This is a genomic window from Streptococcus oralis subsp. oralis (assembly GCF_000960035.1).
Lineage (GTDB): Bacteria > Bacillota > Bacilli > Lactobacillales > Streptococcaceae > Streptococcus > Streptococcus oralis_G.
The window spans coordinates 1,207,989-1,232,500 of the sequence record NZ_JYGR01000005.1; the positions used below are offsets into that span (position 1 = coordinate 1,207,989).

Below are 24,512 nucleotides of genomic sequence, written 5' to 3' on the forward strand. Positions count from 1 at the left end.
CCTTTCATTTTCTTCACTGAATTTAAGCAACTATAACTCATTCATCTTATTATACAACTTTGAGTTGACTCTAAGTCAAACTTTTTGCATCTAATCGAAAAATTTTTTTAATTACCAAACAACTAAGTAAAGTTTATACAGAGCCTTATAGGATAAAACTTTTAAGATATTTAAACAGGAAAGAAAATACTCTATTTCAAATAACATAGGGGCTTAATCATTCTTTACTTTTTACTAATGATGCCCATGCCTCTACTCTAACTCTCTCACCTTCCGCCTATGTTGCGCATGATTGCTTTGACTGCTATCCACTTCAATAGTGATATTCTGCACGCCTCTTTCTTCTAAACATTGACGCACCACTTCTTTGGTCTCCATCATCTGCTCCCAGTCCTCGATACAGATGTGGACAATAGCATTGTTCTCTAGACCGTCCATGGACCAAATACTAAGTTGGTTAACACTGTTGACATTGGGTAGAGCCTCTAAATCCTTCTCCAAATCACTTGTCTCGACTCCTTCTGGCACAGCATCTAAGAAAATCTTGAGTGCGCTCCAAAAGCGAGGAATGGCTTTCGACAGAATAAAGATGGAAATAACCAGTGATAAGAGCGGATCAAGGATATACCAATCTGTAAATCGGAGTATAATCGCCATTAGAATGACAGCCAACCAACCAAGACTATCTTCCAAAAAATGCAAGCTAAGAATTGACTCGTTCTTTGTCTTTCCTTTACGAACTACCAGACTTGCTAGCACATTAATGGCTACTGCAATGATTCCCAGCCAGAGGATACCTTTCTCATTAACGGGTTGCGGATGAGCAATCTTCGTGATATTTTCCAAGATCACTAGGACAGACCCTATCGTAAGAATCACAGCCGTTAGCATGGCCCCTAAAAGACTAAAACGTTTGTAACCCAAGGTGTACTGTCTATCTTCTTCACGGTTTGAGAGTGTTTCTAGAAGGGCTGATATACCAATGGCTATAGCATCCCCCAGGTCATGAACAGAATCAGCAAGAACTGCACTCGAACCAAAGATTCCTCCTGCGATAAACTCAACAATCGCATAGCTTAAATTTAAGAAAAAAGCTAACCAGATAGATGTTTTAGAACTCATTTCTCTCCCTCCTTTGGTATAATGGGTATATACATACTTCTTTCATTTGTATTATCTAATAAAATCCAAAGAAAGGATAGAAGCAAACTGTCAGTCCTGTTCAGTTCTGAACAGTTTGTCTCAAGTGTCTATATGCCAAAAAGAGACCGTCGAGTCAGTAAGACTAAAAAAGCCATCTATCAAGCTTTTTTACAACTTTTGAACGACAAAGGCTATGATGCCACTACTGTCCAGGATATCATTGACCTAGCAGATGTTGGACGTTCTACTTTTTACTGTCACTATGAAAGCAAGGAACTCCTTTTAGATGAGCTCTGTCGCTACCTCTTTCATCATCTCTTTGAAAGGGAAGGACACTTTACGACCGAGGACTACCTCGCACATATCTTTTTACATTTTCAGAAAAACCAGGACCATGTCACCAGTCTCCTTTTTTCCAAAAACGACTACTTCCTTCGCCAACTACACAAGGAACTCGAACACCACGTTTATCCCATGGTGGCGGGTGACTTGCAAGAAGCCTATCCAAACATTCCGGACTCCTACCTCCAGCATTTTGTTGTGACGAACTTTATTGAGACCCTAACTTGGTGGCTAAAAAAAGGAAAATCCTATACCGAAGACCAAGTGGTGAGATTTTACCTTGATGTAATGGAGATGACCTCTACAACTCCACTTGATAACTAAGCCTGTAAATCAGAAAGGAACCAACTATGTTAACTTCGATGATTCTAGGAATACTAACAATTGTACTAGCTCTCGCCTTCTCGCTTCTTCACCTTGCTGCTGCCTTTTCAGCCATGAAACAAAAGAACTACAATCTAGGAAATAAGTGCATCTTGGTCGGCAGTTGCCTCACTTCTCTGGCTCTAGCCATCTTTTACTTTGTCCCACTGGCAACCATTCTTCTATGGATTGTAGGTTCGATTATCGTCTGCTATGGTGCCTACTGGAACGGGCGACAGCAAGAAAATCAACATATATCGCACCACATTATTCGTATAACGAGTGCTATTGTCATTACGGTATTACTCATTTTGCTCTAACACAAAAAAAGGATCATCTGATCCTTTTTTTACTTTTTTAAGCGCTTTTTGCTGCCTTGCTCCACTGATACCACCAACTAGACTATTGATGAGATAAATTAGGTATTTCCCTTGGATTTGCAGGCTTTCTCCCCACCAGAGATAGATTGAAAAGACATTAGTAGCAGCCCAGAATATCCACTGTTCACGGTAAACAGCTGTCATGAGGATTTGCCCTACACCATTGGTCGCATCAGTGATAGAATCACGATAGGGACGATTGGCTCCGATAGACTGATAAATGAACCCAAATACCAACCACCAAAGAACACTAATGGAAAGATATTTGGTCCAGCCCTTACCGTCCAGTTTACGCGCGACAAACTCCTGCTTTTCTTTCTTGAACTGTGCTTGGTAGATCCACACTAGAAGTCCAATTGGCTGCATGACCGTGAAGTAAAGTGTCGTCAGCACCTCACCATAAAAGCCTTTTTGAAGGGCAAGCACCAGATAAATGATGGAATTAATCAAACCAAATAGGTAGTTACTAGCACGACCTTCAGCTTCTCAAAGAGCAGAAAAAAGGTTAGTAAGGCTTGAGAGATGAATCATTTTAAAGGCAAACAATTCCAACAAGACGTCATCATTGTCGCTGTTGGTTATTACCTACGTTACAATCTGAGCTATCGTGAAGTTCAGGAATTGCTTTATGACCGTGGAATAAATGTTTGTCACACTACGATTTATCGATGGGTTCAAGAATACAGTAAAATCCTCTATCATCTCTGGAAAAAGAAAAATAAACAGTCCTTCTATTCGTGGAAAATGGATGAAACCTATATCAAAATTAAGGGGCGTTGGCATTATCTCTATCGAGCGATTGATGCGGACGGTTTAACATTGGATATCTGGTTACAAAAGAAACGTCGAGCAGACGATAACAGCTATAAGTTAGAAGATACCGCCTATCAAGAAGATAAAGCACGCAAAGCAGAAACCGAAGATAAGCTAGCTATTGAAGCAATGAAAAGCAAGTACACCACGCTATTGCTAGAAAATATGTTGCTAAGTCCGTTTGAAATGCAAGATACAAAAATCATGGCAGGATTGCAAGTCCATGTTTACCCCCTCTATGACGAACTGAAAGAATTAAGAGGGCTAAATAGTGTTAAAGACCACTTGTCTTATGTTGCCAGCAGACGTGAAGAATATTCTAAGCATAATATCGCACGCTACCTCAAAAAAGCCATTGAACAATATCTACCAACGGTTAAAAGGCAGGACTTAAACCATGAGTGAAGACTTAAAAACGATCAAAGAGCTGGCGGATGAGTTGAGTGTTACAAAACAAAATATTCAATATCACTACCAAAGGTTACCAAAAGAATTACAGCTTAAAAGTTCCAATGGGTCTAATCTAATAAATTCTAAAGCAGAAAAAATAATTTTAGGTAAAGTAGAAAGTAGTAGCAAATCAAATACCAAAGACCAACAAATAAGTAGCAAAGACCAACAAATAGAAAAACTAACTAATTTGTTAGACCAGTAACAACGATTAGCCTTGCAAGATAAAAAGTTGCTAGAAGAATACAAGGCGGAAAATGATAACTTAAAAGCCCTCAAAATGCCCTCACAGGAAACAGAATTCAAACACTTAGACAATCAATATAAAGATGAAGTGAACGCTCTTAAAGAGAAGTTGGAAAATTTACAGGAACAAATCAAAGATCAAAAAAGGATAGAAGAACAAGAAAAACCAATAAAATGGTGGAGACTATGGCGAAAATAGATGATTCAGTTAAAAAGAAAGTTCCAGAATTGCGATTTAAAGGATTCACGGATGAATGGGAACAGCGTAAGTTGGGAGACGAAGTTCGAATAGTGATGGGACAGTCTCCTAATTCAGAAAATTATACTGATGATCCTAATGAGCGCTAAAAATGCGAAGACCTATGAAGACCTATTTTGTATTAGTCAAACAAAAAATCCAAAAGAAATGGTATATGATTATGACCATGAAACAAAGTAAAATCAAACTGAGTGATCTGAGGAAGCACCCGATGATCATGAAACGTTATTAAACACAAAAGTCACCCATGTGAGTTCTTGCCAGAAGCTGAAGTTAATCCTTCAACCTGGAAAACCCGCAGAGGTGACTTTTTCTATACATCTCGATTTTTCTGGCAATAATCATTAACCGATAAATATGTCTGTGAATCACCCAGCGACTCCGCTATGTCCATAATCCGCGGTGGTAGTAATCCCACTCGCTGGACAAGTTCGTGATTGCTGAACAATTCCCGTGGACTGCCGGCGAAGCCAAACTTCCCGTGTTCCATAACATACACTGACTCAAACTCGGCGGCGACCCAATCCATGTCATGGGTGATGGTCACAACTTGGTGGCCCGAATCAGCCAACTGATGGAAAATTGCGGTCAACTTGCGCCGGCTTTCCCAATCAAGCGACATCATCGGCTCATCAAATAAATAAATCGCCGGATCCACTGCCAAAACTGTGGCAACGCTCAACAGCTTGCGTTCCGACAATGACAGGTCATATGGACTTTCAGCTGTTTTATCATCCAAGCCAACTCTTTTTAGAGCCGCTAAAGCCCGCCTCGTAATCGTGTCGTGGTCATCCATGACCTGCGCGACATTCCACTCCACCTCTCGTAGAACGGTCGGGTTGAAAAGCTGATCGTCAGGATTCTGAAAAGTAATCCCAACCTTCAGTAACTTTTCGACTGGTTTAAGATCATTAAAATTTTCTCCATCGATCTTAATCACACCGGTTTGTGGTGTCAGCAAGCCCGTCAACAATTTGAAGAGCGTTGATTTGCCGGCACCATTTTGGCCGACAATCGCCACCATCGGATCGGCGAAGTGTCTGTCTTCAACATCCAAGCTAAAGGACCGTTCCGGATAAGTGAACGTCAGGTGGCTCAGTTCAATTGTGGACATAACGAACCTCCTTCAGATCAGCGTAATTCACCGGATACCGGCCATCAGCCAAGTGCCAATCCATTTTTTGAGCAAGTTGCTGGATTGTCGGGGCTGGAATCTGCCAGTCAGCTGCCAAATGATTAAACACCTCACCCGGCCTGCCCTGGGCTACCATTTGACCCTCGTGCAGCACCCACACAACGTCAGCGACTTCGCACAAATCGTCAATTTCACTGGTGACAATGAAGACAGTCGTCTCTTTGACTTGGGCCAGCCATTGGAAAAATTGCCGGCGGCCAAGGGGATCCATCTCACTGGTCGGATCATCCATAATCAAAACAGCCGGATTAGCCACAATCGCCGTGGCAATTGCCAACCGCTGGATCTGACCACCGGAAAGGCTCTCGGGACGCAAATTCAGCTGTTCAATCAGCCCCATTTGCGTGGCAACTTCTTCAACCCTTTTTTGAATCAGTCCTTCAGCCATTCCCTGATTAATCAAGTCAAAGGCGATTTCATCGGCAACCGTGTCTGCCAACCCGCTTAGTTGGCCAGCTGGATTTTGCAGTACAACTCCATTCATGGCATTATAAACGGGCCAATTGTCAGACACTCGCTGGCCAAACATGTGCCAATCGCCCTCAATCTCAGCAGACACAATTTTGGGAATGACCCCTGCCAGCACACGGCACAAAGTCGATTTGCCGGAGTGGCTATTCCCGATAATCCCAACCACCTGGCCGGTATGAACCTCCGCGTTAATCTGACGCAGTTGTGGTTGCTCAGTACCCGGATAACGGGTGGTCAAATTTTCAATTACAATCCGTTTATCTTCGTCCATATCTTCCACCCAATCAATAAAATTGCCAATCCAGTCAGACCAATGTGCAGCGTCCGCGACAGGCGATACACGCGCTGGGAGGTTCTGACAGTCCGGTTGAGATTATCAAAACCTCTCAGTTGGAGAGCAATCGACCGCGTCATCGATTGATCCAAGGTCTTAATCACCAATGGAATTAGAACCGGCAGGACTGACTTTAATTTCTGAATCAACGTTTTTTGCGGATTGGTTCCGCGAACTTTTTGTGCCTGCTGGATTTTCCGCATATTGCGCATCATTTCCGGCAAAATATAACACACCGACATCAGAACGTAGACGGTTTTATAAGACAATCCGGACAGTTCCAAATAGGCCGCGTTTTCTGAAATACTCGTGGTCACCATAAAAAAGCCACTGGTCAAAATAATCACCAATACTCGACAACCCAGAGTGGTGGCGTAAATCAGGCCTTCTTTGTAGAACGACACCCCAAGCACAGAAAACAGCACAGTTTGATTCCGACTGTAAAATAACCCTTGGATGATCAGCATGGTGCAAATCAGAAACAGGCTGAATCCCAGCGCCTTAAAGGTGGTAGAACTCAATTTGGAAAATAACAATAGCAGTGTTGCGACAAGAATTAATCCGGCCTGAAGCAATAAATTCATACTGGCAAAGCTCAACAACGTCATGTTCAAGATGAACAAGAGCTTAGTAATCGGATCGATCACCTGGTACCACTTGAGCTTGACCCGTGGCGCTCCAGAAATCAATGTTTTATCAGTCATCATTTATCATCGCTAAAGAAGTGCACCATCCGCTTCGGCAGCTGACGATAGATGAAGAATGCCAGGTAGGCCACGCAGACTTTATCCAAAATATCCAAGACAAACTCATCGATAAATGAGGCCAGCCACACTGGTGCATGATTGGCGACCATTACCGCAAACAATGAGTCACCCCAAGCGATACCGGTCTGACCACCCCAAAAGATGACGTTGAGTGGCGTTGAAATGACAGTTGAAACGATGGCAATAATAATAGCAGAAACAAATACTCGTCGCGCTGACGAGAACCACCCATTGGCGTGCAAAACGCCAACAGCAATCCCAATTCCGATGCTGGTAATCGCATACACGGTTGAAATTGGCGATAAGGTCAGCCCATAGATCACGTTGTTGATGAAACCACTAATGGCACCGGCAACCGGCCCAGCCAACATGCTGGTAAGAAAGGTTCCCAAAGACCCCAGCCAAACGGGCAACTTTAACCCCTCCGCCAAGGCTTTGGCAACATAGTTAATCCCCACGGCAGCGGGAATCAAAGTCATGGTGGCAGCACTTAACTTAAATTTCCACATACTGGTACGATGAATCGGTTCTGTTTTCATAATCTTCTCCTTTTGTTTTTAAAGAGCCGTGTCTGGATAGACTTTCGGACGCAACGCTCTATTATATATCTACTGAACTGTCTATACACAAGATTTCCATCCTTAGTCGACATGAGCTGGAAATCCTTGTTTGTTAAGTAGTTCACAACACATTATACACCTATTTTGTGAATAGTCAAGTGTATTTACAGTAAAAATCTAGAAAATCCTGAAAATTTCCTCTTATACTCTTCGAAAATCAAATTCAAACTACGTCAGCGTCGCCTTACCGTACTCAAGTACAGCCTGCGGCTAGCTTTCTAGTTTGCTCTTTGATTTTCATTGAGTATTATTTTCCATTTTGAAAGACATTCAGTAACTCTAATATCAAAAAAGCCCAGACAAGATTGCCTGAGCATTTTTTTATAGTCGTTTAAGCAAGTTGAGTTTAGCATTTTCAAACTATTTCTTCAACAAACCTTGTTCTTGTAAAAACTCCTTGGCTACTTGTTCTGCTGACTTGCCTTCAACACCGACTTGGTAGTTAAGCTGGCTCATCTGGCTTTCAGTAATTTTACCAGCCAATTTATTGAGAACTTTCTCCAACTCAGGATGCTTCTTAAGCAAAGCTTCTTTCATGAGTGGCGCTCCTTGATAAGGTGGGAAGAGTTGCTTGTCATCTTCCAAGACCTGCAAATCATAACGCGCCAATTCTGCATCTGTCGAATAGGCATCTGTGATTTGAATATCGCCTGACTGAATTGCCTGATAGCGAAGAGCTGGCTCCATGGTCGCTACGTTGAGATTGAGTCCGTAGAGAGACTGCAAGCCCTTATTGCCATCTTCACGGTCATTAAACTCAAGAGTAAAGCCTGCTTTCAACTGTCCTTCCACTTTTTTCAAGTCCGAAATGGTCTTCAAGCCATATTCTTGAGCAATCTTTTTCGGAACAGCTACAGCGTATGTGTTTTGATAAGACATAGGTTTGAGATAAGCCAGATGATCCTGTTTGGCAATGCCATCACGCGCCACTTGATAAACCTGCTCTGGTTCATGACCTACTTTAGGTGCTGGTTGAAGCAAACTTTCAGTCACCGTACCAGTAAATTCAGGATAGATATCAATATCCCCTTTTTTCAGAGCTTCATAGAGGAAACTTGTTTTCCCAAAATTCGGTTTAACAGTCGCAGTCATACTGGTATTTTCTTCAATCAGCAACTTATACATATTGGCCAAAATTTCTGGTTCTGGTCCCAATTTCCCAGCAATCACCAAGTTTTCTTTTTCTTTTTGAGCTAAGAGGGCTGGACTATAAGACAGACCGAGTAATATGGTCACCAAGGCAAAACCAGAGAAAATCGTTCTCAATTTTGCTTTTTCCATCACTTTTAGTAAGAAGTTAAAGGCAATGGCCAGCACTGCAGAAGAAAGGGCCCCAATCAAAATCAGACTGGTATTATTGCGGTCAATTCCCAAAAGGATAAAGGAACCCAGTCCCCCTGCACCAATCAAGGCAGCCAAGGTTGCCGTACCGATAATCAAAACAGCTGCCGTCCGAATACCAGACATAATGACCGGCATGGCAAGTGGAATTTCAAACTTCTTGAGACGCTCCCACCTGGTCATCCCAAAGGCAATCCCAGCCTCTTGCAGACTTGGATCAATTCCCTTCAGCCCAGTGATGGTATTTTGCAAAATCGGGAAAATCGCATAAATCACCAGAGCTGTCAAAGCAGGCAAGGTTCCAATTCCCATCAAGGGGATAAAGAGTCCCAACAAGGCCAGAGACGGGATAGTCTGGAAAATCCCTGCAATCTGCAAAACCCAGTCCGCCAACTTCTCATGATAGCGAAGATAAACAGCCAAAGGAATAGCAATAAAAATAGCTAGCAACAAGGTCAAAAGCGATAACTGCAAATGTTGAGATAGAGCTGTTACCCAGTCACCAAAACGCTCCTGAAAAGTTGATATCAAATTACTCATGAACACTACCTCCAAACAAGTCTGCTACAAAGTCTGTTGCAGGAGCCTTTAAAATCGTCTCAGGATTCGCCACCTGACGAATCTCTCCATCCTGCAAGACAGCAATACGGTCCGCCAATTTCAAAGCTTCATCCGTATCATGGGTCACAAAAATCGTTGTCATTCCAAACTCCTTATGCAATTCTTTCGTCAGAACCTGCAACTGTTTTCTCGAAATAGCATCCAAGGCCGAAAAGGGCTCATCCATGAGGAGAATCTTAGGCTGACCAATCATAGCACGAACAATACCCACCCGCTGCTGTTCTCCGCCAGATAGTTCACTAGGCAGACGATTTCCATAGTCAGCTACTGGTAAACCAACCTTAGCCAAAAGCTCTTCTGTTTTCTTCGCTATTTCTTCCTTAGTCCAGCCCTTCATCTCAGGAATGAGGGCAATATTTTCCGCAACCGTTAGATTGGGAAAAAGAGCAATGGCCTGTAAAACATAACCCGTAGAGAGACGAAGCTCCCGCTCATCATAGTCTTTGATGCGCTTGCCATCCATGTAAATATCGCCATCAGTCGGTTCCAAGAGACGATTAATGATCTTAATCATGGTCGTCTTACCGGACCCAGAAGGTCCAACTAAAACCATGAACTCTCCATTCTCAATCCGTAAATTGACATCTCTCAAAACATCTTTTTCTGTGTAGCGTAGCGCTACATTTTTGTATTCAATCATTCTTAGTCCTCAATTTAAAATTTTCCTCGATTAGTCAAGTCTTCTACCTTAGGCATAACTTCCTTATTATCCCAATGCTCCACAATCAAGCCGTTCTCCAAACGGAAGATATCATACTGGGCATAGGCAACTCCGTCAATCTGAGTCTGGCCATAGCTGACCACATAATTTCCTTGTCCCAAAAGCTGGAAAACAAAGTCAAAAGTGACACCATGTTCAGCCACATAGTTTTTATAAGCAGCACTTCCTTGGCCAATCTCATGATTATGCTGAATCAAATCGTCCGCCACATAATCACTCCACTGCTCCAGTTCCCCATTTTGGAAAATTTCTGTCAAGAAACGGCGAACCAACTTTTTATTTTCTGCTGTCTTATCCAAATCTGTGATTTCAAAATCACCAAAAATCTGATCTAATTGGCCGTTTTCAGGTGTTCGATAGTAGTCAATAACATCCCAATGTTCTACGATACGACCATTCTCATCCGCACGGAAAGTATCTGTCGTCACCCATTGAGCTTCCCCGCCATTGAGATATTGATGAACATGGACGAAGACTAGATTGCCGTCTTCAATAGTGCGAACAATTTTCATCTCACGCTCGGGATGGCGCTCAAAGAAATTTGCAAAGAAAGTCGCAAACCCGTCTTTCCCATCTGGCACTCCTGTCGAGTGTTGAATGTAGGTATCTCCTACAGACTGTGCCTGAGCCTCAGCAACACACCCGTCTTGAATAGCATGAATATATAGATTTTGTGCATTTTCAACTTGTTTTGACATGATTTATGCCTCATTTGCTTTCTCTTTCAGATTGTCCAAAATGCGTTCCTGATAACTTTCAAACTGACGAATTTCTTCCTCAGTGAATCCTTTATAAAAAATAGCATCCAGTTTTTGACTAATACGGAGGCCAACTTCTTTCTGGGACCAACCCCGCTCTGTCAACTTGACATATTTTTTTCTCTTATCTATTCCACATGGGCTAATGATGACCAGATTTTGATCCTCAAGTTTCTTTATCATGGTTGTTAGCGTATTGTTGGCGAGACCAGTCGCAAGCGCAATATCTGTCGCCGTAGCGCAACCTGTCTCACTATTCCATAAAACCGCTAAAATCTTTCCCTGTTCACTCCGATAAAGAGCCCCAGGATCCTGATTCAGTAACTTTTGAAAAATCCGCCCATTTAACAAACGAATATGATGGGCTACCAAATGACTATCCTTCATGATCCCTCCATTTTATTTCTATATCGAATTTTCTCTATTGTAACACCTATCATTCCATCTGTCAACTATTTCGATTGAGAAATAATTTTCACCAACAAAAAAGATCTCCTACCTAGAGTAGAAGATCTTCACTATTTATTAACTTAATCTGTCATTTCGGACACCAGTGTTCGATGTTCCAGTGGTAAACTGCACATAACCAGCAAGAAGATGAATCCTGACTGTACCCAGAAGAGAGCTAAGTCAAAAATTCCATGAACAGCGACTACTGTAAGGAAGGAGAGATAAAGACCGATAATTGGTCGTTTACCAGACTCCTGACTCATATCCATCATCATGTGAACCGGGATTACTGAAGAAATGGATAGGAGAATGGTTCCAATCAAACCATAACTTAAAATAGTATCGATGTAAAGACTATGCGCGTGTTCGTGGTAAGGTGCATGGATTCTCGGGAAAGAATTCATATAGGTCAGTGGACCCTCACCCCAAATCGGATTTTGCTTGAACAAAGTCATACCCGCATTCCAGATTGAAACTCGCTCCTCCATTGAAGAATCTAGCGTTCCCATACGGACACCCAAATCGCTTGAGAAGAGGAAACAAAGGCCAATCCCGAAAACACCAATACTGAGCCAGAAGGCGCGCCAGTTTTTAATGGTTGTAAAGAGATAAATGATGGCCCCAGCGATGATGGCAGGAAAGGCTGTTCTATTTTGCGTAAAATTCAAACCAAATAGATTCACAAAACCTGCTAGCACACAAAAGACTTTCAACCATCTTAACTTCGTCGTTGTAAAGAGATAAAAGGCAATCATGATACAGAAACAACAGATAATCCCATAGTAGTTAGGATTAAAGAAGGTCACCTCTGCACGGTTCTGGTGCCATACTTGCATATTGGGCGAAAGAAAGGCGTAGTTAAATTTCTTTACAATCTGGAAATGCTCCAAAGTGGCAAAAGCCGCAGAGAGCACACTACCAAACAAGATTGTCTGCAGTATCAGTCGAAAGAAAGCATGTGTCAGACGTTTCTGGTAAAAACTAAAGAAAATGAGGAAGAGAAACATCAGTAAAGATGCAACCAATCCAAGCCAGTTCTTGGCGACGATAGAGATGATACTACTGTAGGCAATAAAAAAGAGAAGTACAGGATGTTTGGCTAATCCTTTGATAATTCCCTTCATCTCCCCAGTAACAAGTAAACCTATCAAATATAAAGCAAAGAGCGCTAAGAACAAATAAAAAGGTAAAAAGATACTTATGATCATCAAATACAAAAAGAAATCTTTTTTCGAAAGCCCTCTTATCTTATCCAGTAATCCAATTGATTTCAAAACGGATCCTTTCTGTTCTGGATTTCTCCAGAAGATAAATGCTAAACTATCTTTATATTCTACCATTTTTTCCGTCATTTGGGAACAATGAACACGTTTTCACCACAAAAAATTCTATCATCAATATAGCACTAGAACTGAATGTTTCTGCCGTTTTCCACTACTTGATAGGTCTGACTTTGCAAATCAATTTCTGCTACTGCTGTTACGGATTTGTCTTTATTTTGACGTTTGATTACAATGCTATGAGCTGTTGGTGTTTCAATGTCAATAGTCCCTTCTAGGTCAAAGGCCTCTGATTGATTACGGAAAGAAAATAGATTGAGAAGAGACTTCACCACAGGACGTTGAACTTCTTCTACTATTTCCTCATTGCTATAGTAATGGCGATTAATATTTCGACCTTCTTTGGTTTCTTCTAATAATTTCAAGTCATTTTTTCCTGCTAATAGACCCACATAGTAAACCTGAGGAATGCCTGGAGCAAAAGCTTGAATCAAACGAGCGAGGAAGTACTTGACATCATCATCTCCAAGCGCAGAATAATAGGTTGAATTGATTTGGTAGATATCTAGATTGTTATACTCTGCACTAGAGTACTTACGTTTGACATTCGCTCCAACCTTATAGAGCTCATTTGAAGCATAGTCAATTTCCTCATCGGTCAGGATATCCTTGACATCCACCACTCCAATCCCATCATGGGTATCTAGTGTCGTAAATTGCTTCATCGGGCTCATCTTTAACTACTTAGCCAAACGCTCTGTTCTGGAACTGTAAAGAGTATAAAGTGTCACCATTGGAAGGGCAAAATCGTAAACATAGTAATCATGGTCCGCTATTTTAAACTGAATCGAATAGTGTTCATGAATCTCAGGTAAGAGCTCTGTTCCATACTCAGCAGCGATATCTCGAACTTTGTCCAATAAATTCCAAATATCTGGTTCCACAAAGAAATCATTGGTATCCAATTTCTTCACTGCATAAGCAAAGGCATCTAGACGAATCAAATCACACCCGTTACTTGCTAGATGTTGAATCGTCTTACGGATGAATGCCATCGTTACTTCTTTGGTCACATCAAGATCAATCTGCTCCTCACCAAAAGTATTCCACAAATGTTCTACTGAACCATCTGCAAAAAGAATCTCTTGCTTTGGTGCACGATCCTTACGCTTATAAATTAAATCTACATCAGCTTGTGTCGGACGATTTCCCGGCCAAAACTTATCCCAGTTTAAAAAGAGATCTTTGAATTCACTAGCTTCATGTTTTTCTTGATAGTCCTTATAATATTTCGATTGACGAGAAAGATGGTTAATCATAAAGTCAAACATAAGATAATATTTCTCACCTAAACGCTTAACATCCTCCCAATCACCAAACGCTGGATCCACTTCATCATAGTCCACTGGTGCAAATCCACGATCTCCTGTTGACGGGAAAAATGGTAGAAGGTGAACTCCCCCAATAGCATCGCCAAAATGTTCTTCCAAATTCTCATACAAGTCTTTAAGGTTATTCCCAAGACTATCTGAGTAAGTAATCAACATAGTTTTATTTTGAATGGTCATAGATGGTCTCCTTTTTCTGATGAAAGCCAAGTCTTATATGACCTGGCTTCGTAAATGAAAGATATTTTTAGGTTTTTGTTCATATTGAACTCGTATTAATATAGACTGCAAGCAACTAAGTAACTTCCTTGTTTTCTACATAGAGTTGTAAACAAGCTGAACTGTTCCTCTATGTATGGAATTATAAATTCCCTAAGCACTTTCTTACTTCACTGCCCCGTTACTCATTCCTGAAATGATATGTTTTTGGAAGATGAGGTAGACAATGGTTATCGTTACAATTCCCACAATATAAGATGCAAAACTTGGGCCATAGTCATTGAAGTACTGACCTTGGTAGTTGTATTGGAAGAGAGGTAAAGTCCACATCTTGGAATCCTTATTCAGAATCAAGAGTGGCAACATAAAGTCATTCCAGAACCAGAGAGCATTGATAATCAAAGTTGTCGCATGCATGGGCTTCAACATTGGAAAAATGATTCGACGATAAGTTGTAAAACGATCAGCCCCATCAATTTCCGCAGCTTCATCCAAACTATCCGGTACACTGATTTTTATATAACCAACATACAAGAAGAGAGTCTGTGGAATAGCATAAGTTAGGTAGAGTATTACTAGCCCCCACATATTTGCTAGACCGAGTTTACTCATCATAACTGTGATGGGAATCATAATCACCTGAAATGGAACAAATATCCCTAAGATCAAGAGCGAATACATAATTGCAAAGGCTTTTTTCTTGGACATATTTCGAGCAATGGAATAAGCTGCAGCTGGTATAAAGAAAGCTACTACAATCAACGATAACACCGTAATAACAGCTGAATTCCAGAAATAGCCTCCAATTCCATCCGAAATCAATCGTTCATAATTACTCAACGTAAAAGGATTGGGCCAACTAAAGAAATGATTCATGATATCCTTAGTTGTTTTGAAAGAACTAAATACCGTTACCAACAAAGGAACAAGTATAAGAATACCACCGACTATCAAGAGGACGTATTTCCAAAACTGATTCAATTTTTCTTCTTTTTTCATGTGTAGGACTCCTCTATTAGATTTCAAATTTCTTTGATAGCTTGATTTGGATCAGAGAAACAATTCCAATAATTAAGAATAAAATCAAGGCAATTGCATTCGCATATCCATATTGATTACTCTTGAAAGCATAGTTGTAGACTAAAAGTCCAAGAGACGTTGTAGCATTATTTGGACCACCACTCGTCAAGGCAAAAATTTGGTCAAAGGCTGTCAAACCGGATTTCAGAGCCAAGATAAAAACCATAGAAATCGTTGGCAGTAAATAGGGCAATTCAATCTTCCAAAAAGTTTGTTTACTGGTTGCACCATCAATTGATGCTGCCTCTAAAATATCATTTGGAATACTCTGAAGACCAGCAAGAAAGAGAATAATTGGCATTGCTACTCCTTGCCATAGAAGAACAAAAATAGTTGCCATTACCGCTCCGACAGGTGTCCCCAATAGACTCTCTTGTAAAAAGCTAATTCCTAAAATTCTTCCAATCGTTGGAAGACCATAGTTGAAAAATTGTTTAAAAATCAAGGAAACTGTCAAACCAGACAAAACAGCCGGGAAAAAGAACCAAGCTCTAAAGAAGGTCTGTCCCTTCATCTTAGAATTTAAGGCTCGTGCCACAACCATCCCAATCGTAATCTCTCCAATAATCAATGCCAGAGTTAAAATCAAAGTAAAGGCTATGGCTGTGAAGAATTTTCCATCAATCATCAGCAATTTGTAGTTATTCAAACCAACAAATTTATAATTATAGGTCAATCCAGTCCAGTTAGTCAAACTATAGAAAGCACCTTGTACCATTGGAAAGTAAAAGAAGATAGCTTGTAAAGCAAGCGGGATGAGCAAAAATGTCCAACCCCAGTATTTATTTAAAAATTTTCGAATAGCCATATCATCTTAACTCCTATTCTAGTCCAAATCTGCCTTCATTGGATTAAAGAAAGCATTGAGATTGTTTGCCATATTTTTCAGATTTTTATCCATCAAGTAACCTGTACTTAGATTAAAAAAGTCTTCTTCAGAGTTCCAGCGTTGGCCCAACCAAACATAATGTTTGTCTGTAAATGCCAGTTTAGAAATAGCTGCAAGCGCTGAATCTTCTTTTTCCTGTATGCCTTTTACCGCAACAGGTGATCCATCTACATCATAGTATGACTGCATAGCTTTTGGACTAGTCATATAGCTGATAAATTCTTCGGTTTCCTTAGGGTGTTTGGTAGTAGCTGAAGTTGATAATGCCATATCCCCTGCACCAACAGTGACTTCTTTTCCTACTTCTTCTCCAGGGAAGGCGAACATCCCCACCTCAAATTTTGGATCCTGTTGATTAATTGCGGCTAATGCCCATGATCCTTGTGGCATCATCAAGGCTTTTTCACTCGAAAATGCTACCACCGAATCATTATAAGAGGCACCACGCCAACCATCTCGAGCATTATCTGCTAATAAATCGAGCCGTTCTGCATCTGCTTTTAAAATAGCATCATCTGCAGAAATAGCGTTTGGTTTTGAAAAGCGAAGGTAGTTATTAGCCGCGTCTCCACTACCCGTAAGAGTAATGAGAGAAAGTTGGTGGTAACCATTTAATGTCCAGCCTTCATTGCCTGCAACCGCAAACGGAGAATTCCCACTATCTTTTATCTTTTTGACAATCTCTTGAAACTCTTTAAAAGTCTTCGGTTCCTCAAGTCCTAATTCTTTAAACTTCGTTTTATTGTAATAGATTCCATAAAGGTTGGCCGTTAAAGGTACACTATAAATCTTGTTATTGATTGCATACTTTTCGGCATAGTCATTCTTGATGTTCTCAAGATAGGGTTTTCCTGTCATATCTGCAAAATAGCCTGCCTTTGCCCACTCCTGAAAATCCATATTTTGAGGATAGATATTAATAATATCTGGAACATCTCCTGATAAAATCCGAGTCTTTAGAACAATTCCAGCTGAAGGTACTGTAGTCAACTTCACATCAATATTAGGGTGTTCCTTCTCAAAATCATCCACTATCCTTTGCAAGGTATCTGCCATCTCAGTCTTCTGGTTAAAAAACTCAATCGTTACCTTACCATCAGCTGGTTGATTGTTCTGACCACAAGCCACTAGGCCTAGTAAACTTGCCCCAGCTACTAAAAGAAAACCTGCTTTCTTATGCCATTTCATTGGAATGCCTCCTTGATAAATTTATACGCTTTTATTATAGTCTCTTGAATTTATACTGTCTACTCAAAAAATCTCCTGGTGATAGGGTAACAGTTAAACCTGCATACATGAGCTCTGCACCCGAGTAAACAATGTTTGTCCCTTCCAGTTCATAAAGCCTTTCCACCTCTAAGTCTTTCAGTTTCAAGGTGGTTTCCATTGTTTCCACAACTGATAGGACTCGGACGTAGGTTACAATCGTTTGATTTCCATAGTTAAATTGTACAGCTGCTTCATTGGATTCAGCATCGGGATTGATTAACCTATACTGATTTCCCAACTGGACTACTGGCCGCAATTCTTTATACAAGTTCACCTGATTAGCAATCTCAGCTTTCTCCTCATCTGATAAACTTGTCAAATCAAGCTCATAGCCCAGATTTCCCATCATTGCCACATGACCACGAGTTTCCAATGGTGTCATTCGTCCCATCTGATGATTTGGTACTGCTGACACATGAGCCCCCATAGAAATGGTTGGATAGAGATAGGATGAACCGTATTGAATTGGTAAACGTGCAATTGCATCAGTATTATCACTAGCCCAGACCTGTGGGAAATAACGCATCATACCAAGATCATTTCGTCCACCACCACCAGAGCAGGACTCAAAGAGAATATGGCTATGCTTCTCTGTCAGATAAGAAACGAGTTCGTAAAGCCCCAGCATGTACTGATGAGATTGCATCTGGGTTTCCAAGTATGCTGAGCCATTCCCCAGATTAGTGATATTGCGGTTCATATCCCATTTGATGTAGTCAATTTTATGATGAGAGAGGAGTTCATCTAAAACATTTTTCAAATATCCTACTACCTGAGGATTGGCAAGATTAAGTACTAATTGATTTCGAGAATAGGTATGCTCATAACCTGGAACCTGAATAGCCCAGTCAGGATGTTTACGATACAAGTCGCTATCAACAGAAATCATCTCAGGTTCTAACCAAAGCCCAAACTGCAAACCTCTTTCATGGATAGCTGAAATCAGACTTTCTAGACTTCCACCCAGCTTTTTCTCATTAACAACCCAATCACCTAAAGCACGATTATCATCAAAGCGATTACCAAACCACCCATCATCTAATACAAAAAGTTCAATACCAACTTTCTTAGCTTCATCAGCTAGTTCTAACAGTTTTTCTCTCTGAAAGTCAAAGTAGGTAGCTTCCCAGTTATTGATTAGAATTGGACGCTCTTTTTTAGAAAATTTACTTGGCATAATGTGCTCAAGTACAAAATTCTGACTTTCATGACTAATACCAGTTAATCCCTTATCTGAATAAGTCACTAAAGCTACCGGTGTTTCAAAGTTTTCCTTAGGATTTAACTTCCAAGAAAAGTTTTCTGGATTAATGCCAATAGCCACCCGAACTTCATTCAGTTGATTCTTTTGAACAAAAGCTTCGAAGTTTCCACTATACATCAGCTGAATAGCAAACACATTCCCAGCATCCTCTGTAATTCCTTGATCACATAATAGAAGAGCTGGTGTTTGAGCATGCCCAGAAGCTCCACGGTTCGAACTAATCGAAAAGATTCCTTGCTCTACCTGTTGACGTCGGACAGTCTTTTCACGAGCATAAGCTCCCTGTAAAGTCACTATTTCGTAAGCTGCAGCAGGAAAATCAGCCATGAAAGAAAAATCCTTATGGATGACAACTTCCTGATTACTATTATTTTCCAATTTGCTATAACTAGCAATTGTCGCATCATTATCAAAAGTTGTATAATACAAAGTCAGACTAAGTTTAGCTTGAGGATCTTCTAAAATCAATGCAAGAGTCTCTGTTTCATCCATGCTGTGAGGAGAAGGTAAGCCCTGTGGACCATTCTGACCTTTTAAAATCTTTGCTTCTACAAATCGAAAGTCTGTTACTTCAGTTGCATCATGTTGAACCTGTAAAGTTGGTTTTCTAAAGTCACCCAAACCATGTTGTCCAAAAATCTGACGTTGCGTATCCAAACTAAAGGTTCGATTAGTAGCTATGGGATTACCAGAAAAAGCATGATCGCGTTCGTAAACACTATTAGCCCCTCTATAGTTCTTAATAGTCTTTCCTAAATGTTTTAATAATAAGAACCCATCCCTATTTTCAATAATCAAACTTAAACCTTTACTCTCAACGTAAAATAGATTATTCTCTATCCGAATTCCCATAAATTGTACCTCATCGATTTCCTGATAAAATTTTAACAAATAAAAGCGCTTTCCAAAATAGAAAAATGTCTCAAGAATATGGTAAAATGTTAGGTAGGAGGTGGCCCATGCTCGTTTTTTCAGAATACCAGACTGGAACAATTGACCTTTCTCTTAGCTTTTACGGTTATGAAGAATGTACGCCTAACTACTCTTTTGGCCCAGCTATTCGAGATACCTATGTACTCCATTACATTACTAAAGGAAAAGGTCAATTCCATTATAAGGGGAAAATTGTTGATTTAAAGGCAGGAGATTTCTTTTTACTAAAACCAGATGAATTAACATTCTATCAAGCAGATAACCAGGATCCTTGGGCTTACTACTGGTTGGGGATCACTGGAGGGAGGGCACCTGACTACTTTGCTCTATCTCAAATTTCTGACCAATCCTACCTCACCCAGTCAAATAACTGTCATACACAAACAACTGCAAAACTCATTGAAAATATTGTCCGTTTCGCTCAGATTACAAAATCAAATGAATTGGCTCAACTCCACATCATGGGACAACTCCATGAACTAATGTTTCATCTAGGAACGATTGCTCCCAATCAGAAAAAAGAGAATATTTCATCAACCCACCAGCTCTATCTTGACTGCAAACGATTAATTGATAGTCACTATCCACGATCGCTCACCATTCAAGATTTAGCTAAAGAGCTATCGGTTCATAGAAGTTACTTAACTAGTGTGTTTAAAGAATTTCACCAACTCTCTCCAAAAGAGTATTTACTTTTCGTTCGAATGAACCGTGCTAAACAGTTACTAGAACACACCAATGAAACAATCAAAGTCATTGCATATTCTGTGGGTTTCTCAGATCCACTACATTTCTCAAAAGCCTACAAGCAGTTTTTTCATAAAACACCTAGTCAAACTCGAAAAGAATACTCTCTTTCCCTCTCAGCTAGAAAGGAAAATCAATGAAATCACACCAACTAGTCTACCAAATTTTAGCTAGAGAAAACTATTATGTTAGCGGAGAAAAAATCGGAGAAGAACTGAATTTAAGCCGTACATCCATATGGAAAGCGATCCAACGTCTTCAACAAGAAGGCCTAGAAATTGACAGTATCAAAAATAGAGGCTACAAGCTTATTCAAGGCGATTTGATATTGCCTGATTTGATTCAAGAGAACACCAACTTAACCATTCGCTACAAACCTGAGACCAAATCAACCCAAACAGATGCAAAAGAAGGGATTGAAGCTGGAAACAAAGGAAATACACTCTATCTTTCAACCTGTCAAACAGCAGGTCGTGGCCGCTTTCAGCGTCCCTACTATTCTCCATCTCAGGGTGGGATCTATATGTCCCTGCATATTCAACCCAATCTTCCCTATGAAAAACTCCCATCCTATACACTCCTGGTTGCTGCTGCAGTTTACAAGGCCATTAAAAACCTAACTATGATAGAAGTAGATATCAAATGGGTAAATGACATCTACTTTAAGAATAAAAAAATAGCAGGTATCCTCACCGAAGCAATGACATCAGTTGAGACAGGCTTGGTTACAGACGTCATTATCGGACTGGGTATAAATTTTTCTATAGCAGGCTTCCCAGATGACCTAAAAGAAAAAGCAGGCAGCCTATTTATGCCACCTGCACCAATTAGTCGTAATAAGCTCATCAGCGAAATATGGAATTGTTTCTACAATACGGATTCAGATGAACTACTTTATATCTATAAAGAAAGATCAATCGTTCTTGGAAAAGAAGTTACCTTCCAGCTAGATGGAAAATTGAAAAAAGGTCTTGCAAAAGAAATCTCAGAATCCGGCCAACTTCAAGTCGAACTTGAAGATAAACATACTATCTGGCTAAATAGCGGAGAAATATCACTAACAAGTTGGTAATAAACAAATCCCCCTTTTAACGATTTAGAAGGGGGATTTGCTTACAAAAAAAGAGCCTAACAGCTCTCTTAACTTACGGAGAATGGGGGATTCGAACCCCCGCGCCGGTTACCCGACCTAACGATTTAGCAAACCGTCCTCTTCAGCCTCTTGAGTAATTCTCCTATTAATGGGCACGAGTGGACTCGAACCACCGACCTCACGCTTATCAGGCGTGCGCTCTAACCACCTGAGCTACGCGCCCAAGATCAAAAACTTGGTATGAACTTTCGTTCAAAGCGGGTGACGAGAATCGAACTCGCGACAACAGCTTGGAAGGCTGTAGTTTTACCACTAAACTACACCCGCTTAATAAAACAAAACATGGCGCGAGACGGAATCGAACCGCCGACACATGGAGCTTCAATCCATTGCTCTACCAACTGAGCTACCGAGCCAAATTGCGGGAGCAGGATTTGAACCTACGACCTTCGGGTTATGAGCCCGACGAGCTACCGAGCTGCTCCATCCCGCGCTAATATAAAAAGGAGGATGTGGGATTCGAACCCACGCACGCTTTTACACGCCTGACGGTTTTCAAGACCGTTCCCTTCAGCCGGACTTGGGTAATCCTCCATTATTTACAATGGACCTTGTAGGACTTGAACCTACGACCACTCGGTTATGAGCCGAGAGCTCTAACCAGCTGAGCTAAAGGTCCAACAAGATCAATATAGCGGCGAAGGGGATCGAACCCCCGACCTCCCGGGTATGAACCGGACGCTCTAGCCAGCTGAGCTACACCGCCATGAATCGGGAAGACAGGATTCGAACCTGCGACACCTTGGTCCCAAACCAAGTACTCTACCAAGCTGAGCTACTTCCCGCGTTAAATAAAAAAATGCACCCTAGAGGAGTCGAACCTCTAACCGCCTGATTCGTAGTCAGGTACTCTATCCAGTTGAGCTAAGGGTGCTCATCATTATATGCCGAGGACCGGAATCGAACCGGTACGATCGTTACCAATCGCAGGATTTTAAGTCCTGTGCGTCTGCCAGTTCCGCCACCCCGGCCTCTCTAAGCGAACGACGGGATTCGAACCCGCGACCCCCACCTTGGCAAGGTGGTGTTCTACCACTGAACTACGTTCGCATCGACCTCTTATTCTATATAAAAAAATGCCGGCTACATGACTTGAACACGCGACCCTCTGATTACAAATCAGATGCTCTACCAACTGAGCTAAGCCGGCTGATTTCTATTATGCGGGTTAAGGGACTTGAACCCCCACGCCGTTAAGCGCCAGATCCTAAATCTGGTGCGTCTGCCAATTCCGCCAAACCCGCAAATATGACCCGTACTGGGCTCGAACCAGTGACCCATTGATTAAAAGTCAATTGCTCTACCAACTGAGCTAACGAGTCTAAAATAACTTCCGTTATCTTAAACGGTCCCGACGGGAATCGAACCCGCGATCTTCGCCGTGACAGGGCGACGTGATAACCGCTACACTACGGGACCTATGGGAGTTAACGGGATCGAACCGCTGACCCTCTGCTTGTAAGGCAGATGCTCTCCCAGCTGAGCTAAACTCCCTCGAGCTAAGCGACTTCCATATCTCACAGGGGGCAACCCCCAACTACTTCCGGCGTTCTAGGGCTTAACTACTGTGTTCGGCATGGGTACAGGTGTATCTCCTAGGCTATCGTCACTTAACTCTGAGTAATACCTACTCAAAATTGAATATCTATCAAATACCAAGAAAACCTCACACTTCGTATTCTCAGTTACTTTGGATAAGTCCTCGAGCTATTAGTATTAGTCCGCTACATGTGTCGCCACACTTCCACTTCTAACCTATCTACCTGATCATCTCTCAGGGCTCTTACTGATATAAAATCATGGGAAATCTCATCTTGAGGTGGGTTTCACACTTAGATGCTTTCAGCGTTTATCCCTTCCCTACATAGCTACCCAGCGATGCCTTTGGCAAGACAACTGGTACACCAGCGGTAAGTCCACTCTGGTCCTCTCGTACTAGGAGCAGATCCTCTCAAATTTCCTACGCCCGCGACGGATAGGGACCGAACTGTCTCACGACGTTCTGAACCCAGCTCGCGTGCCGCTTTAATGGGCGAACAGCCCAACCCTTGGGACCGACTACAGCCCCAGGATGCGACGAGCCGACATCGAGGTGCCAAACCTCCCCGTCGATGTGAACTCTTGGGGGAGATAAGCCTGTTATCCCCAGGGTAGCTTTTATCCGTTGAGCGATGGCCCTTCCATACGGAACCACCGGATCACTAAGCCCGACTTTCGTCCCTGCTCGAGTTGTAGCTCTCGCAGTCAAGCTCCCTTATACCTTTACACTCTGCGAATGATTTCCAACCATTCTGAGGGAACCTTTGGGCGCCTCCGTTACCTTTTAGGAGGCGACCGCCCCAGTCAAACTGCCCGTCAGACACTGTCTCCGATAGGGATAACCTATCCGGGTTAGAGTGGCCATAACACAAGGGTAGTATCCCAACAACGTCTCCTTCGAAACTGGCGTCCCGATCTCTTAGACTCCTACCTATCCTGTACATGTGGTACAGACACTCAATATCAAACTGCAGTAAAGCTCCATGGGGTCTTTCCGTCCTGTCGCGGGTAACCTGCATCTTCACAGGTACTAAAATTTCACCGAGTCTCTCGTTGAGACAGTGCCCAAATCATTACGCCTTTCGTGCGGGTCGGAACTTACCCGACAAGGAATTTCGCTACCTTAGGACCGTTATAGTTACGGCCGCCGTTTACTGGGGCTTCAATTCATACCTTCGGATTACTCCTAAGCACTCCTCTTAACCTTCCAGCACCGGGCAGGCGTCACCCCCTATACATCATCTTACGATTTAGCAGAGAGCTGTGTTTTTGATAAACAGTTGCTTGGGCCTATTCACTGCGGCTGACCTAAAGTCAGCACCCCTTCTCCCGAAGTTACGGGGTCATTTTGCCGAGTTCCTTAACGAGAGTTCTCTCGCTCACCTGAGGCTACTCGCCTCGACTACCTGTGTCGGTTTGCGGTACGGGTAGAGTATGTTTAAACGCTAGAAGCTTTTCTTGGCAGTGTGACGTCACT

At 41.7% G+C, this 24,512-nt stretch carries 21 protein-coding genes, 17 tRNA genes, 2 rRNA genes and 4 pseudogenes (1 of these 44 only partly in view); 9 read left to right on the forward strand and 35 right to left on the reverse strand.

Features of this window, described 5'->3' with window-relative positions; all coding sequences use genetic code 11:
• Window positions 1–252: 252 nt before the first annotated feature.
• A complete protein-coding gene (locus TZ92_RS09185; protein WP_000095934.1) occupies window positions 253–1,122 on the reverse strand; it encodes a cation diffusion facilitator family transporter in 870 nt (289 codons plus the stop codon).
• A 132-nt stretch (window positions 1,123–1,254) separates the two neighbouring features.
• On the opposite strand from TZ92_RS09185, the gene TZ92_RS09190 reads away from it, so the two are divergent.
• Window positions 1,255–1,809 (forward strand): TetR/AcrR family transcriptional regulator, encoded by a 555-nt coding sequence (locus TZ92_RS09190; protein ID WP_001126073.1) that lies wholly within the window; start codon window positions 1,255–1,257, stop codon window positions 1,807–1,809.
• Window positions 1,810–1,835: 26 nt separating this feature from the next.
• A complete protein-coding gene (locus TZ92_RS09195) occupies window positions 1,836–2,168 on the forward strand; it encodes a hypothetical protein (protein ID WP_000958139.1) in 333 nt (110 codons plus the stop codon).
• A gap of 37 nt (window positions 2,169–2,205) precedes the next feature.
• Here TZ92_RS09195 and pnuC read toward each other — a convergent pair.
• Window positions 2,206–2,711 (reverse strand): annotated as a pseudogene (gene pnuC, locus TZ92_RS09200) (nicotinamide riboside transporter PnuC); the annotation flags it as partial.
• 39 nt (window positions 2,712–2,750) lie between these two features.
• Here pnuC and TZ92_RS10390 point away from each other — a divergent pair.
• From TZ92_RS10390 to TZ92_RS10135, 5 genes and pseudogenes are all read left to right on the forward strand, one after another.
• A pseudogene (locus TZ92_RS10390) lies at window positions 2,751–3,101 on the forward strand (IS6 family transposase); the annotation flags it as partial.
• Between the two features lie 24 nt (window positions 3,102–3,125).
• Window positions 3,126–3,446, forward strand: a pseudogene (locus tag TZ92_RS10395) (DNA replication protein); the annotation flags it as partial.
• On the forward strand, window positions 3,439–3,696 hold the full coding sequence (locus tag TZ92_RS09210) for a plasmid replication protein (protein ID WP_001287840.1): 258 nt from the start codon (window positions 3,439–3,441) through the stop codon (window positions 3,694–3,696). The pseudogene TZ92_RS10395 and the gene TZ92_RS09210, both read left to right, overlap by 8 nt.
• A 12-nt stretch (window positions 3,697–3,708) precedes the next feature.
• Window positions 3,709–3,936, forward strand: a complete 228-nt coding sequence (locus tag TZ92_RS09215; RefSeq protein WP_001152921.1) for a hypothetical protein — start codon at window positions 3,709–3,711, stop codon at window positions 3,934–3,936.
• Window positions 3,924–4,085 (forward strand): hypothetical protein, encoded by a 162-nt coding sequence (locus tag TZ92_RS10135; protein WP_001062366.1) that lies wholly within the window; start codon window positions 3,924–3,926, stop codon window positions 4,083–4,085. The genes TZ92_RS09215 and TZ92_RS10135 overlap by 13 nt, the downstream gene beginning before the upstream one ends.
• 224 nt (window positions 4,086–4,309) lie before the next feature.
• On the opposite strand, the gene TZ92_RS09225 is transcribed toward TZ92_RS10135, so the two are convergent.
• The 14 genes and pseudogenes from TZ92_RS09225 to TZ92_RS09290 form a co-directional block, all read right to left on the reverse strand.
• Window positions 4,310–5,110 carry an energy-coupling factor ABC transporter ATP-binding protein gene (locus tag TZ92_RS09225; protein WP_000103855.1) on the reverse strand — a complete coding sequence of 267 codons (801 nt, stop codon included), beginning with the start codon at window positions 5,108–5,110 and terminating at the stop codon, window positions 4,310–4,312.
• The gene (locus tag TZ92_RS09230) at window positions 5,097–5,933 is read right to left on the reverse strand and encodes an ABC transporter ATP-binding protein (protein ID WP_000343048.1); all 837 of its coding nucleotides are present in this window, start codon (window positions 5,931–5,933) and stop codon (window positions 5,097–5,099) included. The genes TZ92_RS09225 and TZ92_RS09230 overlap by 14 nt, the downstream gene beginning before the upstream one ends.
• Entirely contained in the window at window positions 5,909–6,700 is a 792-nt protein-coding gene (locus TZ92_RS09235; protein ID WP_198921225.1) for an energy-coupling factor transporter transmembrane component T, read from the reverse strand. Before TZ92_RS09235 ends, TZ92_RS09230 begins: the two co-directional genes overlap by 25 nt.
• On the reverse strand, window positions 6,700–7,302 hold the full coding sequence (locus TZ92_RS09240) for a membrane protein (protein ID WP_033630147.1): 603 nt from the start codon (window positions 7,300–7,302) through the stop codon (window positions 6,700–6,702). Before TZ92_RS09240 ends, TZ92_RS09235 begins: the two co-directional genes overlap by 1 nt.
• 441 nt (window positions 7,303–7,743) lie before the next feature.
• A complete protein-coding gene (locus TZ92_RS09245) occupies window positions 7,744–9,264 on the reverse strand; it encodes an ABC transporter permease/substrate-binding protein (protein WP_033630148.1) in 1,521 nt (506 codons plus the stop codon).
• On the reverse strand, window positions 9,257–9,985 hold the full coding sequence (locus tag TZ92_RS09250; protein ID WP_033630149.1) for an ATP-binding cassette domain-containing protein: 729 nt from the start codon (window positions 9,983–9,985) through the stop codon (window positions 9,257–9,259). Before TZ92_RS09250 ends, TZ92_RS09245 begins: the two co-directional genes overlap by 8 nt.
• A 14-nt stretch (window positions 9,986–9,999) precedes the next feature.
• On the reverse strand, window positions 10,000–10,764 hold the full coding sequence (locus TZ92_RS09255; protein ID WP_033630150.1) for a nuclear transport factor 2 family protein: 765 nt from the start codon (window positions 10,762–10,764) through the stop codon (window positions 10,000–10,002).
• Window positions 10,765–10,767: 3 nt separating this feature from the next.
• On the reverse strand, window positions 10,768–11,211 hold the full coding sequence (locus TZ92_RS09260) for a MarR family winged helix-turn-helix transcriptional regulator (protein WP_033630151.1): 444 nt from the start codon (window positions 11,209–11,211) through the stop codon (window positions 10,768–10,770).
• 143 nt (window positions 11,212–11,354) lie between these two features.
• Window positions 11,355–12,548 carry an O-antigen ligase family protein gene (locus TZ92_RS09265; protein ID WP_033630218.1) on the reverse strand — a complete coding sequence of 398 codons (1,194 nt, stop codon included), beginning with the start codon at window positions 12,546–12,548 and terminating at the stop codon, window positions 11,355–11,357.
• Window positions 12,549–12,679: 131 nt separating this feature from the next.
• Window positions 12,680–14,122: pseudogene (gene gtfA / locus TZ92_RS09270) on the reverse strand (sucrose phosphorylase).
• A 204-nt stretch (window positions 14,123–14,326) separates the two neighbouring features.
• Window positions 14,327–15,160, reverse strand: coding sequence for a carbohydrate ABC transporter permease (locus tag TZ92_RS09275; RefSeq protein WP_033630152.1), 834 nt, complete (start codon window positions 15,158–15,160; stop codon window positions 14,327–14,329).
• Window positions 15,161–15,176: 16 nt separating this feature from the next.
• Entirely contained in the window at window positions 15,177–16,049 is an 873-nt protein-coding gene (locus TZ92_RS09280; protein WP_033630153.1) for a carbohydrate ABC transporter permease, read from the reverse strand.
• Window positions 16,050–16,067: 18 nt separating this feature from the next.
• Window positions 16,068–17,318 (reverse strand): extracellular solute-binding protein, encoded by a 1,251-nt coding sequence (locus TZ92_RS09285; RefSeq protein ID WP_033630154.1) that lies wholly within the window; start codon window positions 17,316–17,318, stop codon window positions 16,068–16,070.
• Between the two features lie 34 nt (window positions 17,319–17,352).
• Complete coding sequence (locus TZ92_RS09290; protein WP_033630219.1) at window positions 17,353–19,515, reverse strand: alpha-galactosidase; 2,163 nt, start codon at window positions 19,513–19,515, stop codon at window positions 17,353–17,355.
• 107 nt (window positions 19,516–19,622) lie between these two features.
• On the opposite strand from TZ92_RS09290, the gene TZ92_RS09295 reads away from it, so the two are divergent.
• Both TZ92_RS09295 and birA read left to right on the forward strand, forming a co-directional pair.
• Window positions 19,623–20,483 carry an AraC family transcriptional regulator gene (locus TZ92_RS09295; protein ID WP_033630155.1) on the forward strand — a complete coding sequence of 287 codons (861 nt, stop codon included), beginning with the start codon at window positions 19,623–19,625 and terminating at the stop codon, window positions 20,481–20,483.
• Window positions 20,480–21,415, forward strand: coding sequence for a bifunctional biotin--[acetyl-CoA-carboxylase] ligase/biotin operon repressor BirA (gene birA, locus TZ92_RS09300; RefSeq protein WP_033630156.1), 936 nt, complete (start codon window positions 20,480–20,482; stop codon window positions 21,413–21,415). Before TZ92_RS09295 ends, birA begins: the two co-directional genes overlap by 4 nt.
• Window positions 21,416–21,491: 76 nt before the next feature.
• Here birA and TZ92_RS09305 read toward each other — a convergent pair.
• The 19 genes from TZ92_RS09305 to TZ92_RS09395 all read right to left on the reverse strand — a co-directional run.
• Window positions 21,492–21,579, reverse strand: a tRNA-Ser gene (locus TZ92_RS09305).
• 6 nt (window positions 21,580–21,585) lie between these two features.
• Window positions 21,586–21,659, reverse strand: a tRNA-Ile gene (locus tag TZ92_RS09310).
• A 33-nt stretch (window positions 21,660–21,692) separates the two neighbouring features.
• A tRNA-Gly gene (locus tag TZ92_RS09315) sits at window positions 21,693–21,763 on the reverse strand.
• A gap of 16 nt (window positions 21,764–21,779) precedes the next feature.
• Window positions 21,780–21,852, reverse strand: a tRNA-Phe gene (locus TZ92_RS09320).
• A 3-nt stretch (window positions 21,853–21,855) separates the two neighbouring features.
• Window positions 21,856–21,929, reverse strand: a tRNA-Met gene (locus tag TZ92_RS09325).
• A gap of 11 nt (window positions 21,930–21,940) precedes the next feature.
• Window positions 21,941–22,030: transfer RNA gene (locus TZ92_RS09330), tRNA-Ser, on the reverse strand.
• Window positions 22,031–22,041: 11 nt separating this feature from the next.
• Window positions 22,042–22,115 (reverse strand) — tRNA-Ile (locus tag TZ92_RS09335).
• Window positions 22,116–22,128: 13 nt separating this feature from the next.
• Window positions 22,129–22,202, reverse strand: a tRNA-Met gene (locus TZ92_RS09340).
• Window positions 22,203–22,207: 5 nt separating this feature from the next.
• A tRNA-Pro gene (locus TZ92_RS09345) sits at window positions 22,208–22,281 on the reverse strand.
• Window positions 22,282–22,296: 15 nt separating this feature from the next.
• Window positions 22,297–22,370, reverse strand: a tRNA-Arg gene (locus tag TZ92_RS09350).
• Window positions 22,371–22,381: 11 nt separating this feature from the next.
• Window positions 22,382–22,467: transfer RNA gene (locus TZ92_RS09355), tRNA-Leu, on the reverse strand.
• Between the two features lie 7 nt (window positions 22,468–22,474).
• A tRNA-Gly gene (locus TZ92_RS09360) sits at window positions 22,475–22,546 on the reverse strand.
• 27 nt (window positions 22,547–22,573) lie between these two features.
• A tRNA-Thr gene (locus TZ92_RS09365) sits at window positions 22,574–22,646 on the reverse strand.
• 12 nt (window positions 22,647–22,658) lie between these two features.
• Window positions 22,659–22,740 (reverse strand) — tRNA-Leu (locus TZ92_RS09370).
• 5 nt (window positions 22,741–22,745) lie between these two features.
• Window positions 22,746–22,818 (reverse strand) — tRNA-Lys (locus TZ92_RS09375).
• A 24-nt stretch (window positions 22,819–22,842) separates the two neighbouring features.
• Window positions 22,843–22,915 (reverse strand) — tRNA-Asp (locus TZ92_RS09380).
• A gap of 2 nt (window positions 22,916–22,917) precedes the next feature.
• Window positions 22,918–22,990: transfer RNA gene (locus tag TZ92_RS09385), tRNA-Val, on the reverse strand.
• Between the two features lie 4 nt (window positions 22,991–22,994).
• A 5S ribosomal RNA gene (gene rrf / locus TZ92_RS09390) occupies window positions 22,995–23,110 on the reverse strand.
• Between the two features lie 76 nt (window positions 23,111–23,186).
• Window positions 23,187–24,512: ribosomal RNA gene (locus tag TZ92_RS09395) — 23S ribosomal RNA — on the reverse strand (it continues 1,578 nt past the right edge of the window).